The 13,365-nt window shown below is 51.4% G+C and carries 10 protein-coding genes; 5 read left to right on the top strand and 5 right to left on the bottom strand.

Annotated features, from left to right (window positions below; translation table 11 throughout):
* Positions 1 to 116: 116 nt before the first annotated feature.
* From ABEA14_RS15320 to rhlB, 3 genes are all read right to left on the bottom strand, one after another.
* A complete protein-coding gene (locus ABEA14_RS15320; protein WP_345341053.1) occupies positions 117 to 1,382 on the bottom strand; it encodes a DEAD/DEAH box helicase in 1,266 nt (421 codons plus the stop codon).
* 178 nt (positions 1,383 to 1,560) lie between these two features.
* The gene (gene gppA, locus ABEA14_RS15315) at positions 1,561 to 3,063 is read right to left on the bottom strand and encodes a guanosine-5'-triphosphate,3'-diphosphate diphosphatase (protein ID WP_345341050.1); all 1,503 of its coding nucleotides are present in this window, start codon (positions 3,061 to 3,063) and stop codon (positions 1,561 to 1,563) included.
* Between the two features lie 3 nt (positions 3,064 to 3,066).
* A complete protein-coding gene (gene rhlB / locus ABEA14_RS15310; RefSeq protein WP_345341048.1) occupies positions 3,067 to 4,368 on the bottom strand; it encodes an ATP-dependent RNA helicase RhlB in 1,302 nt (433 codons plus the stop codon).
* A 110-nt stretch (positions 4,369 to 4,478) separates the two neighbouring features.
* Here rhlB and trxA point away from each other — a divergent pair, with 110 nt between their 5' ends.
* From trxA to ABEA14_RS15295, 3 genes are all read left to right on the top strand, one after another.
* Positions 4,479 to 4,805, top strand: coding sequence for a thioredoxin TrxA (gene trxA, locus ABEA14_RS15305; protein ID WP_345341046.1), 327 nt, complete (start codon positions 4,479 to 4,481; stop codon positions 4,803 to 4,805).
* Between the two features lie 202 nt (positions 4,806 to 5,007).
* Positions 5,008 to 6,273 carry a transcription termination factor Rho gene (rho, locus tag ABEA14_RS15300; RefSeq protein WP_345341044.1) on the top strand — a complete coding sequence of 422 codons (1,266 nt, stop codon included), beginning with the start codon at positions 5,008 to 5,010 and terminating at the stop codon, positions 6,271 to 6,273.
* Between the two features lie 425 nt (positions 6,274 to 6,698).
* On the top strand, positions 6,699 to 7,313 hold the full coding sequence (locus ABEA14_RS15295; protein ID WP_345341042.1) for a DUF642 domain-containing protein: 615 nt from the start codon (positions 6,699 to 6,701) through the stop codon (positions 7,311 to 7,313).
* A gap of 50 nt (positions 7,314 to 7,363) precedes the next feature.
* On the opposite strand, the gene ABEA14_RS15290 is transcribed toward ABEA14_RS15295, so the two are convergent.
* Together ABEA14_RS15290 and ABEA14_RS15285 are read right to left on the bottom strand one after the other, a co-directional pair.
* Positions 7,364 to 8,914, bottom strand: coding sequence for a DUF3369 domain-containing protein (locus tag ABEA14_RS15290; protein ID WP_345341040.1), 1,551 nt, complete (start codon positions 8,912 to 8,914; stop codon positions 7,364 to 7,366).
* Positions 8,915 to 8,994: 80 nt separating this feature from the next.
* The gene (locus ABEA14_RS15285; protein WP_345341037.1) at positions 8,995 to 11,421 is read right to left on the bottom strand and encodes a cation:proton antiporter; all 2,427 of its coding nucleotides are present in this window, start codon (positions 11,419 to 11,421) and stop codon (positions 8,995 to 8,997) included.
* Between the two features lie 117 nt (positions 11,422 to 11,538).
* Between ABEA14_RS15285 and ubiD the strand changes: the two genes are divergently transcribed.
* On the top strand, positions 11,539 to 13,026 hold the full coding sequence (gene ubiD / locus ABEA14_RS15280) for a 4-hydroxy-3-polyprenylbenzoate decarboxylase (protein WP_345341035.1): 1,488 nt from the start codon (positions 11,539 to 11,541) through the stop codon (positions 13,024 to 13,026).
* A gap of 23 nt (positions 13,027 to 13,049) precedes the next feature.
* Entirely contained in the window at positions 13,050 to 13,322 is a 273-nt protein-coding gene (locus tag ABEA14_RS15275; protein ID WP_345341033.1) for a 2Fe-2S iron-sulfur cluster-binding protein, read from the top strand.
* The last annotated feature ends 43 nt before the right edge of the window (positions 13,323 to 13,365 follow it).

The following is a 13,365-nucleotide window of genomic DNA, read 5'->3' as shown; positions in this document are numbered from 1 at the left end:
TCAGTAATGCCTGATCTCAGGCATTATCCAGAGCACAAATTCGTTAACTAATCGCGATTGGGACAGAGGATTGGGAGAGTGTTACAGGGATATCTTGGTCATATCCCTGTATCTGATTACCCGCGACCTCTGGCCAGGTCTCCTGAGCGCTGACCGTCCGAGTGTTCAGGCTTGTCGGTTTTTGGCTTCTTCGGCTTTTTTGGCCGCTTAGCTTTAGGGGGGAGTGGCTTGCGTGGTGCTGGCAACGGATGTGTAGGTTCAAAACCTGACAGGATCTCGCGTGGGATGTTGTCACCGATCAGCCGTTCGATGGCGACCAGCAGCTTGAAGTCATCCGCGCAAACCAATGACGCGGCTTCACCACTGGCACCTGCGCGGCCGGTACGCCCGATACGGTGCACGTAGTCTTCCGCGACATGGGGCAGGTCAAAGTTAACGACATGAGGCAGTTGGTCAATGTCCAGGCCGCGTGCGGCGATATCGGTGGCAACCAACACCCTGATGGCGCCACTTTTAAAGTCGGCCAGAGCTTTGGTTCGGGCACCCTGACTTTTGTTGCCATGAATGGCTGCGGCATTAATCTCTTTGGCGTTCAACTGTTTGGAAATGCGGTTTGCGCCATGTTTGGTTTTACTGAACACCAGTACCTGCTGCCACTGGTTGTCATTAATCAGCCGGGCCAGCATGGCCGACTTGCGGTGTTTATCCACCGGATAAACCTTCTGTTCTATCCGTTCTGCTGTGGTGTTGGGCGGCGCCACGGACACTTCTACCGGATTGTTGACCAGGCCCTTGGCCAAGCGTCGTATTTCATCGGAGAAGGTGGCAGAAAACATCAGGTTTTGACGTTGTTTCGGCAGTAGCGCCAGAATCTTTTTGATGTCGTGGATAAAGCCCATATCCAACATGCGGTCCGCTTCATCCAGTACCAATACTTCCAGTTGCTTGAAGCGCACGGCATTCTGACTGAACAGGTCGAGTAATCGGCCGGGAGTAGCAACTAATACGTCAACGCCGCGACGGAGTTTCATCATCTGCGGGTTAATCTTCACGCCACCGAACACAACGGTAGAGCGCAGGGGCAGGTTCTTCGCGTATGCCTCGACATTGGCTCCGACCTGCGCCGCCAGTTCGCGAGTGGGTGTCAGTATCAGCGCTCGCACCTGGTTTGCTTTAACTCTGTCACCCTTGGCTAATTGCTCCAGGATCGGCAAGGTAAAGCCTGCTGTTTTACCTGTGCCCGTCTGCGCGGCGGCCATCACGTCTCGCCCTTCCAGGATCGCAGGAATAGCTTGTGCCTGAATGGGAGAGGGCGTCTTGTAACCTTGTTCTTCAACAGCAGAAAGAATGGCTTCGGACAGGCCTAGGGAAGCAAATGACATAGCGGGTCTCGTTTATTGCGCATATTCATGCGCCGTGGGGCTGATGGTGATAACACCGCCAATTTGGCGGGCGCGCAGCTTACCCTATTAGATGCAAGGATGCGACTTGCCTAGATCAATAGCTTAGCTGGTATATGAGTGTAGCGGGTTTGAAAAAAGCCTCTGCCGAGGACTAGGGTTATTCTTCGTCGGAAGCCAGAGTCAGTTCACCACCGATCTCGAGTGTTAGAAGTGCTTCCTGAGTTAGCTCACTGTGTACCAGTGGGTGACTGTTGAGCCAGTACTTTGAGACATGTAGTAGCAGCTTATCACCCTCAGCACTGATGGTAATTTCCGGAAGAGAGCTGTCCTGGCGACGGCCGCAAAAAATAACGGCCAAACGCAATAGTCTGGCAAGTCTCAGTGTGGTTGTGGATGTTATACCCGCCAGCTTGTCCATCTGCTCAACATCGTAGCCGCCCTGATATTGACTCACCAGAGTAACCAGCAGTTGTTTCTGGCTATTGCTGAAGCCGGGTAGCGTGGCATGTTTGAGAATATAACCAGCGTGCTGGTGGGCATCCTTGTAGCCAATCAGTAAGCCCAATTCGGTCAACTGTGCGGCACTGGCCAGCAGCGCGTGCAGTTCGAGATCTTCCAGTTGCCAGTTTGCTGAAACCTGCTGACACAGAGATAAGGCAAATTCGCTGACACGTGTCGCATGGGGCTGATCGACTCGGAATTGCTGTTTCAATCCACTCAGGGTGCGTTGGCGAACATCATCCTGGCGCTGTTCACCTATCATCTCGTATACCAACCCTTCTCGCAGGGCGCCGCCAGAGGTGATCATCTGTTTGACTTTAAATTGGCGGAAGATGGCAAGCAGGATGGCCAGTCCACTGACAAACACAGGTTTGCGTTCATCCAGTAAACCTTCGATATTGAGTTGGCTGATATCGCCACAACTGATGGCAAGGGCCATCATTTTTTCCAGTTTTTCTAGCGTGATCCGTTCGTCGTACCCCTGGGTCAGCAGCACTTCCTGCAGCGCCTGCACGGTACCGGATGCACCCACACAGCGTTGCCAACCGTAGGCCAGATAGTCGACCACCAAGGGTTTCAGAGCCTGCTCTGCAGCTTGAATCGCTTTATCAAAGTTCGTCTGAGTCAGCTTGCCATCGGCAAAATAGCGCTCTTTAAACAGCACACACCCAATGGGCAAACTGCGCAGAATATGTGGGTCATATTGTTGACCAATGATCAGCTCAGTACTGGCGCCACCAATATCGATAACCAGCTGGTTACCCTGCCCGCTGGAGGTGTGGGCAACGCCCTGGTAGATGGTCTCTGCTTCCTGTTCGCCAGTGATCACCTGAATCGGCTGTCCCAGGATCTGTTCAGCGGTTTCCAGAAAGGTATCGACATTTTTTGCGACACGCAGTGTGGCTGTGCCAACAATTCGGATGTTTTCGGAAGGGATATCCTGTAGCCGCTCTGCGAAGAGCCTCAGGCACTCCCAACCCCTGAGCATGGCTGCTTCATCAAGTTGGAAGTTTTGATCAAGACCGGAAGCCAGCCTGACTTTACGTTTGATCTTCGCCAGTACCTGCACGCTGCCAGCAACGACCCGGACCACCAGCATATGAAAGCTGTTGGAGCCCAGATCGATGGCAGCGTATAGCGGGGACGGCGAACGGCTCAAAGGTTAGCCTCGACGCTCACCGCCGCGACTGCGACCCTGGCCACGACGTCCCTGACCGCCACGGCCCTGGCCACTGCGTTTCTGGCCTGAGTTTGAGCGACGCTTTTGCTGACGAATTGGCGGTGGCAGGTCATCCAGTAAGGCGGTTGGGTCATACTGGCTGACGGGAACGGTATGACCGATATATTGCTCAATCGCTGGCAGGTTCAGTGCATAACGCTCGCAGGCAAAACTGATAGCGTGGCCACTTTCTCCCGCACGACCGGTACGGCCAATGCGGTGAACATAATCTTCGCAATCGTCAGGCAGGTCGTAATTGAATACGTGGGTGACCTTTGGAATATGCAGACCACGGGCGGCAACATCGGTAGCCACCAGAATATCCAGGTGACCTTCGGTGAACTGCTCGAGGATCTTAACGCGTTTACGCTGCGGTACATCACCTGTCAGCAAACCAACACGATGACCATCTGCAGCCAGGTGGCCCCAGATATTTTCTGATTCATGTTTGGTGTTGGCGAACACAATCGCTTTTTCTGGCCATTCCTCTTCCATCAGCGTCAGCAGCAGAGGCATTTTGTGCTCGTTTGATGGATAGAACAGCTCCGCCTGTACGCGATCGGCCGTCATTTTTTCAGGCTCAACGTGCACATGGGTCGGATCGTTCATATGTTCGTATGCCAGCTCGCGTACGCGCATCGACAAGGTTGCCGAGAACAATAGATTCAGGCGCTGAGATGGCTCAGGCATGCGACGGAACATATAACGGATATCTTTAATAAAGCCTAAGTCGAACATGCGATCGGCTTCATCCAGTACCACGACCTGAATGTGATTAAGGCTATATATGCCTTGCTTGTAGTAGTCGATAAGACGACCACAGGTGCCGATCAAGATATCTACACCTTCGTTTAGGGTTTGACGTTGAGATTCGTAACCCTCGCCCCCATATACCAGACCAAGGCGCATGCCGGCGTGTTTCGCCAAGGCTTCTGCGTCATGATAGATCTGGATCGCTAGTTCACGCGTAGGCGCAATAATAACTGCACGAGGGTCCGTAGGCTTGCGGCCTTCCGCAGCCGGCTCTTTCAACAGTTGATTAACTGTCGCCACCAGGAAGGCGATGGTCTTGCCGGTCCCTGTTTGGGCCTGGCCTGCCACGTCGTTTCCACCCAATGCCACGGGTAGACTCATCTTCTGGATCGGAGTGCAGAATTCAAAGCCCTTGCTATGCAGGGCGGCGAGGACCTCTGGACGAAGGTCAAACGCGTCAAATCGCGTATCTGATAAGTGTGTTTTACTCATGGCGCCAAGCATATCAGGTTGCGCTTGCTTTACAACTTGAGATGATTTGAAATAACAGAGCTGATGTGGGCACTGCTACACGTCAGTCGATTAATAAAGCGGAGAAGAAAATGAACGAGAAGATTGTTCAGCTAAGTGATGACAGCTTTGAGGCTGATGTACTGTCTGCTGACCAGCCGGTATTGGTAGATTTTTGGGCCGAATGGTGTGGTCCTTGTAAGATGATTGCCCCTATTTTGGACGAAGTGGCTGATGAGTACGATGGCAAGCTGACAATCGGCAAGCTGAATATCGACCAGAACGCCCAGACGCCTCCTAAGTATGGTATCCGTGGAATCCCTACTTTGCTGCTATTCAGCAAAGGCAGTGTGATCGCAACCAAAGTGGGCGCCCTGTCTAAAACTCAGCTGAAAGAGTTCCTGGACGCGAATCTTTGATCCGTGCCGAAATGCGGCGGAATATCCGCCGCATTTAGTGGACGCCCCCCAACTAAGCTGCTAACCTGATCTTGCTTCGTGCATTTCCTGACCATTTTTCAACTTAAATCCTTTACTTAACACAATATATTCTTAGGAATATTCAAAGGACCCGTAGCGCCTGCTGCGTGCGAGCCGTCCACCAGTCAAGAAACCCACAGACATGAATCTGACAGAATTAAAGAACAAACCTATTTCCGAGCTTGTCGCAATCGCAGAGTCGATGAAGCTGGATAACCTCGCCCGTGCCCGTAAACAAGATATTATCTTCGCTATCCTCAAAGCCCACGCCAAAAGTGGGGAGGACATCTTCGGTGGTGGTGCACTGGAGATCCTGCAAGATGGGTTTGGGTTCTTGCGGAGTGCGGATAGCTCCTATTTGGCTGGACCTGATGATATCTATGTATCACCCAGTCAGATCCGCCGCTTTAATCTGCGTACCGGTGATACCATTGCCGGAAAAATCCGGCCGCCAAAAGATGGCGAACGATATTTCGCTCTGTTGAAGGTTAATGAAGTTAACTTCGACAAGCCTGAAAATGCCCGCTCCAAGATCCTTTTTGAAAACCTCACACCTCTCCATGCCAATGAACGACTTCGCTTAGAGCGCGGTAATGGTTCAACCGAAGATATTACGGCACGTGTGTTGGATCTGGCATCTCCCATTGGTAAAGGTCAGCGTGGCTTGGTTGTTGCTCCGCCAAAAGCGGGTAAAACCATGTTGCTGCAGAACCTGGCTCAGTCAATTGCCTACAACCATCCTGAATGTCAGCTGATGGTATTACTGATTGATGAGCGTCCGGAAGAAGTAACCGAGATGCAGCGTTTGGTTCAGGGTGAAGTAGTTGCTTCAACCTTTGATGAGCCGGCCAGTCGTCACGTTCAGGTTGCTGAGATGGTGATCGAAAAGGCCAAGCGCCTGGTTGAACATAAAAAAGATGTGGTCATCCTGCTGGACTCAATTACTCGTCTGGCACGTGCATACAACACGGTTATTCCTAGCTCAGGTAAAGTACTTACCGGTGGTGTGGATGCCAATGCCCTGCATCGTCCGAAGCGTTTCTTCGGTGCGGCACGTAACGTGGAAGAGGGTGGCAGCCTGACCATTATCGCGACTGCGTTGATCGACACCGGTTCTAAGATGGACGAAGTGATCTACGAAGAGTTTAAGGGCACAGGTAACATGGAAGTGCACTTGGACCGTAAGATCGCAGAAAAGCGTGTTTACCCGGCCATCAATATTAATCGCTCTGGTACGCGTCGTGAAGAACTGCTGACCACGCCAGATGAGCTGCAGAAGATGTGGATCCTGCGCAAGATCGTTCATCCAATGAATGAAAGTGAAGGCATGGAGTTCCTTATCGACAAGTTGGCCATGACCAAGACCAATGACGAATTCTTCGATGCGATGAAGAAACAAAAGTCATAAGTCAGTCCGATAGGTTGCTAGGGTCTGTTGACCTTTCGTGTATGGATTTTGTTCGAATGAAACACGTTTTGAGCAAGAAATGAGCTACGTAACTTAGCGATCTAAGAAAGTAGTGAATGACGCAGCGCAGAACGTGTTTCAACGAACCCTTCGGGCAGCATTTGTTGGCGATTTATCCTTCGTTATCGGCTATTCATTGAGGCCCACTCAACTTCTTAGCCTCTGCCTCGCCTAAATCACCAACATCTTGCTGCAAAAACAAACAGTAAAGGTCAATAGACCCTAGTAAAAGCCCACCTTTATGGTGGGTTTTTTGTATGTTTATTGAACGTATTTGTTAATAAAATAAGTATTCGCTGTTATACTGGTAGGATATGTCTCAGTAGTAGACACGAACTCGTCGTGTTCGGTAGTAGGGATTTCCGATGAAATATGTAATTGCATTCTTGCTCTCTGCCTTGGTTTGGATACCAAGCGCTTCTGCGAATCTCATTGTAAATGGCAGCTTTGACCAGTTTGAGCAGCAGCCAACTCGCAGTTGGTCGATCTATCAGTCTTTGGTGGGCTGGGAAACCACTGCAGGCGCGGGCATTGAAGTAGGTCGTTATTCTTTGTATACCGGCTCCAGTGTTGAGTCTGATAACCCTTGGGTTGTTGAGCTCGATAGCCGTAACAACTCAGCCATGACACAAGTTGTCGATATCCTCGAAGCCAGCTACTACGAACTCAGCTTTAGTTATGCCGCCCGCACGAATCGTGCAGATGACAATGTGGTTAATGTGAGTTTCGACCCGATCGACTCAGCGTTAGCCAGTTTCAATGAAACTAAAAGTTCGCAGCAGGGCTGGCAGAGTGTGAACTACGAGTTTTGGCTCGCTCCCGGTGAATACTCGCTTACTTTCCAGGGTGGCGGTATCAGCAACTCTTATGGCGGTTTGATTGATGCTGTTAGCCTGATTGACGTGGAAGCACCTGCAACGCCGTTACTGGCTGGCATTGCATTGTTTGGTTTGATGTTAAGTCGTCGCGTTAAGAGATAGTTTTTACGCTGATGGTTCAAAAAAGCGCTGAATTATCAGCGCCTTTTTTGTTATTCCGTGTCTGGGTATCTGGCCCGTATCGCCTTTATCTCATCAAAGTTATCCAGAACGATATCGACCAGCTTAGGTTCAAACTGCTGGCCCCTTTGTTCTTTTAACAACGCTACAATTCGGTCGTAATCCCAGGCGTCCTTGTAGCAACGGGTACTGGCTAACGCATCCATTACATCGCAGATGGCGGTGATGCGAGCTGCAATATTAATCTCCTCTCCCGCCAATCCTTTCGGATAGCCTTTGCCATTCCAGTGTTCGTGATGCTGACCGGCGATCACCGATGCTACCTTTAGTATCCGCTTATCGGATCTGGCGAGCAGAGTCTCGCCGAATAATGCATGGGTTTGCATGGTGGCCCACTCTTCGTTATCCAGCTTGCCAGGTTTGTTCAATACGCTGTCTGGAATACCTATTTTTCCTACATCATGGAGTGGGGAGGCGTATTTAATAAGGTCAGCGACGTCCTCATCCAGTCCATATTTGAGTGCGATAAAGTGGCTGAGCTTAGCGACTCTTTTGACGTGTGCGCCAGTCTCTTTTGAGCGGCCTTCAACAGCCTCGCCCAGGATGTAAACCAGCTCTCGCTGGGTATCTTCAATCTCTTCCCTGATCAGTAGGTTTTCATAAGTCAGACCAACATTGGTGGAGTAAATCTCCAAAAGCTGTCTGTCGAGATCATTTAGTTCGCCGCGGTATTCCAGATAGAGCAGGTTCTCGGCTCCCATATGGGAGCGTTTGTAGCAGACATAGTATTTATCGGTGGAGAATGAGCCCTGCTGTTTGGTGGCCTGGTTAAAGGCTTCAGCAACCTCGGCCGGCAGTTCCTCGATTGAGGTGACATCCTGATACTGGTCCAGCTCACCGCTGGTGGCCAACACATGGTAGCGGCCATCCTGAATACTGGCGGCGTAAGCGCTCAACTGACGGCAGCATATCGCATCACTGCGCAGGTTCAGCAAGTTGATTATTTGGTCGAGAATGGCCGAGGCCAGGGTCTTCAGCGTATGTGATTCGTTGACCTCACTGATGGCATCGATCACCCGGCGCAGGCCTTTTCGGCTTTGATTCACCGTACAAATATCGCGATAGCTTCGGATGGTAGAGTAGATCAGGGTCTTTAGTTTGGTTGAGGTGAGTTCGGTTTTGTCTTTGTAGTCGTTGATGTCGTAATCGCGAATGACCTGTTCTTCGGGCGCTTGTCCCGGTTGGCCGGTTCTGAGCACCAGGCGTGTGTAGCAGTTTTTCAGGGTTTCGCGGATCTCGCGAGCACAATCTAGCCCTGCGGTGGGTGATTCCATAACAACATCAAGTAGCGCGAGTGCGATATCGTCCCTTTCGGTCATCACTTTTAGCGCTTCCGCCCCGGTATAGGCTGCGATCAGTTTTACCTTGCGGCCCTTTACTTCCATGCCGTCAATCACCATCTGGGTGATCTGATGCACAGCAGGCTCGTCATCGGCAACTAATACGTGCCAATAGCTATCTTCCGATGGCTTGGGTACTTCTGTGTCCTCTGGCTCGTCGGAAAATAACAGTGTGTCTTCCATAGGTGGTCCTCAATACCAATCCCTGCTCTAAAAGATAATCCAAGCTCTCTCTTCTTCCAGCAAATCTATGTAATTTATTCCTATTTTGGTAACTGGAGCAGCTTCGCGGGGAGTGCAGAAAACTCTTTGCTGATTGCACTCCACGCTGTGCGATCTAACAGCAGCACTTCGACCGGGCAGATCGCTTTTAAGCCTTTGCTGCATTCGGCTTTGCCGGTGGGATCTACGCCAAGCTGCACGCCTGCCTGTTTCAAGGTGACATCGGTTACCAAGCCCGCCTGGCGATCAAATACCTGGACCGTGCCTGCCAGCAGTAACAGCCAATGATGGCTGTGAGGCTCAGGGAAGATCAGTTCGCCTTCGGCAATCAGCTTGTGTTTACCGTTTCGAACCAGCGATTGGAGATGTTCAATTGGCCAACTGGAGGTTGTGTTCAGTTGTTGCAGTTGCGCCAATACATTTTCCTGTTGGGACCATTTTGCACTCTGCTCACTGGCTCTGCGTCGTTGGCGATTATCTTGCTGCAGTTTGGTTCGCTCGCCACTCTCCAGCAGCCCCTGACTGGCGAGTTTATCGATCGCTTCGCTGCGTTTTTCCAGTAACACGCGGTTGGCAATCCGGGTCTGTACCGCGCGACAGAGCGCGGGATAATGCTGCGCCATGGCTTCCAGCTTTATTTTCCATTGTCGGGAGTTCTCATGCAGGGCATGTTTGGCTGGCTCGCTTAAGGTATCCGGCAGCGAGAGTTGGTCTAATAGCTCTTCAAGCGCCGTTTGTGCACGCAGGAAGCTCAGTCCTATCTCATACTGTCTTTCCACATAGCGCTGCTCTTGCTTGAACTGCCTGCCTTCACCGCCGGGCAAACGGTGTCGCCATTTCATCCAAAGCCCTGGTTTAATCATGTTGGCAATATCAGCGTAGTGATCGAGTTTAGGGCAGCCGTCGAGTGCCAGGTCCAAGGCTTTGAGCATTTGGTGAAGCGAGGCGCGACTGAGATAACCCTGATGATATTGTTGCCAGTAAAACTGCCTTTCTGCTTCCAGTAATTGCCGAAACAGTGCGTCCAGATCGGGCTGTTGTGCTGGCGCTGTCTGGTCATCCAGCCCGAGTTGCTGTTCTATTCTGGGCCAGTTGCTTAACGCAAACAGCGGGTCTTGTTTTAGCGCTTTTGCCCCATCAGCAACAGATTGATTTAACAGGCTGCTGGCATGGTCCATGGCTGCTTGTTTCGCAGGTGGCAGCTGATCCAATTTCAGCCATTTACAGAGACTGCGCATGGTTGCCGCATTAATCAACAGTGTAAGTGAGACTACCCCTGCGGTTAGAAACAGGATCTGGTGACCACGCTCGGTTGCCAGCTCTGGCACATGGACAAGGCTTAGGGCTAACACCAGGGCTACCGCACCACGCAGACTGCCCCAGACCATTACCAGTGCTTTATCCAACCGAAATCCACCGGGTAACATCTTCAGGAATGGATAGAGCAGGAACACGGTGACGGCTCTGATCCCCATCACCAGTAGATAAACCCAGGGTATCAAGCCCCATGACAGGGTGTCGCCTAAGGGAATGTTGACTGCAATGGTGATACCTACCAGCAAAAATGCCAGGGTATTGGCGACATGTGCTAACAGGTGCCAGAACTGATTGAGGAATCTGAGTACCTTACTGGGCAACCAAAGTGCTATCTGACTGGTGAGGGTTAACCCCAGCGTCACCACGGCGACAACGCCGGAAACATGGAGAATAAGTTCGGCAAACATGTAACAGAAGAAAGCGGAAGCAACCGAGAGACTGATTTGGGATAGGTGGTCTGATGAAAGATTGCGGATCCATACGAGGAACAATCTGCCGAACAGGTAACCGACCAATGCACCTCCTGCCGCAACCACAACAAATCTAATCAGGGTGTCACCGCCTATGGTGGCGCCCGGCTGCAGCAGCCCAAGGAACAACAGGAAAAGTACGATGGCGGTTCCGTCATTCAGTAATGACTCCCCTTCAAGCAGGGTTTCCAAGCGCTTTCTGGCACCAATCTCCTTCAGTAAGGCGACCACAGCCACAGGATCTGTGGCACTGATTAAGGCGCCAAACAGCAGCGCTTCAGGCCAACTCCACTCCCAAGGCAGCAGGGATTTACATGCCCAAGCAGTAAGCAGAGTGGTAATCAATAACCCGGGTACAGCGAGTAAACTAATTTGGGGAAACAACCGTTTAAACAGGTGCGGTTCCATATTGAAGGCGGATTCAAACACCAGGATCGGCAGAAACAGAGCCAGAATCAGGTGAGGCTCCATGGTGGCAATATAGGTCACCAGCTGGTTACTGACAGGGTCCACCTGTATCAATAATCCGCTGCGATCCAACGCGCCTAGGGCTAGTCCCACTAATAGCAGCGCCACGGTGTAAGGCAGGCTGCGACCATGCAATAGCTGACGAATAGCCGAGCCAATAACAAGCGCAAAAATTGCACACAGTAGTAGCAGTAACTCCGCCGTTAATGCCATCGGTTCTACTCCCTTTGCCAATGTTGACAGTATAGGAGCTAGAAACCCAGCTCAGAGCATGGCGCAGGGTTATTGCATCGTTATAATGACAGCAATCAAATCTTGGGTAGCAAACAGATGAAATACAGGGATTTAAGAGACTTTATCGATTATCTGGAAAGCATTGGAGAGCTAAAACGGATATCACAAACCATAGATCCCTATCTGGAGATGACCGAGATATGTGATCGCACCTTGCGTGCGGGTGGCCCTGCACTTTTATTTGAACATCCTAAAGGTCATCAGGTGCCAGTCCTGGCCAACCTGTTTGGCACCCCAAAGCGTGTTGCACTGGCAATGGGTAAAGACGATGTGGATGCATTGCGTGATGTCGGCAAACTGCTGGCTTACCTGAAAGAGCCTGAGCCACCAAAAGGCTTCAAAGAGCTGATCGACAAACTGCCCACGTTTAAGCAAGTGCTCAACATGCCAACCAAGAAGCTTAAACGTCCGCCCTGCCAGGAAGTGGTGATGACAGGGGACGAGGTCGACTTGACGGCTCTACCGATACAGCATTGCTGGCCTGGCGACGTTGCCCCATTGGTTACCTGGGGTTTGACCATCACCAAGGGGCCGAATAAAAAACGCCAGAACCTGGGGATCTACCGCCAGCAGTTGCTTGGGCCAAACAAACTGATCATGCGCTGGTTATCGCACCGTGGTGGCGCACTTGATTTTCAGGAGTGGCAGGAAGCACATCCGGGAGAGAAATTCCCGGTAGCAGTGGCGTTAGGCGCTGATCCGGCAACCACGCTCGGGGCTGTTACGCCAGTGCCTGATACCCTGTCTGAGTATGCCTTTGCTGGGCTGCTGCGCGGCAGTAAAACAGAAGTTGCTGATTGCATCAGTTGTGATCTGGAAGTGCCAGCCACTGCCGAGATTATTCTTGAAGGATATATCGAGCCAGGTGAGGAAGCTGATGAGGGTCCATACGGTGACCACACCGGCTACTACAATGAAGTTGAGCGCTTCCCGGTGTTTACCGTGACCCACGTAACCATGCGTGAAAACCCTATCTATCACAGTACTTACACAGGGCGTCCGCCTGATGAGCCTGCTGTGCTGGGGGTTGCCTTAAACGAAGTGTTTGTGCCGATCTTGCAGAAGCAATATCCAGAGATTGTCGATTTCTACCTGCCCCCGGAAGGGTGTTCTTACCGGATGGCGGTGGTCACCATCAAAAAACAGTATCCCGGCCATGCCAAGCGCGTCATGATGGGTGTGTGGTCCTTTTTGCGCCAATTCATGTATACCAAGTTCGTTGTGGTATGTGATGACGATATCAATGCGCGCAGTTGGGAAGATGTAATCTGGGCGATAACGACACGAATGGATCCTAAACGGGACACCACCTTTGTCGAGCATACGCCAATCGATTATCTGGACTTTGCTTCGCCAGTGGCTGGCCTCGGTTCAAAAATGGGTATGGATGCGACCAACAAATGGCCGGGTGAGACCGACCGAGAGTGGGGCGAACCTATCGTGATGGATGAAGCGGTAAAATCCAAAGTGGATGCCATTTGGCAGGAACTGGAGATTTTCCCCTCGTCTGAAAAAGATACATAGCACTAAGGTTAAGGCAGGGAGCAATGGCAACGCACGAAGTGACAGTAAATGATGGTGAGTACCGCTTCGTTTTCGGCGATCAGGATTCGTTGCTACAATCTGCGCTCGCTGCAGGCGTACCCTGGCCCTACCGTTGTCGACAAGGTGCGTGTGGCAGTTGCTTATGCCGCATCACTTCCGGTACCGTGTGCTACCCTCGAATGGCACCGATACTGACAGATCAAGAGCAGGCCGAGGGGTGGTGTTTTGCCTGCCTGGCGGTGCCATCGTCAGATATAAAAATAGAAATTGGCTGATATAAGCCAGCGATAGAAATACTAAAAGCTTAGGAGTTTCCCC

Origin of the sequence: Corallincola platygyrae (genome assembly GCF_039544265.1) — a bacterium.
GTDB lineage: Bacteria > Pseudomonadota > Gammaproteobacteria > Enterobacterales > Neiellaceae > Corallincola > Corallincola platygyrae.
The sequence above is the reverse complement of the archived record's forward strand: the minus strand, read 5'-3'. Positions and strand labels throughout refer to the sequence as shown.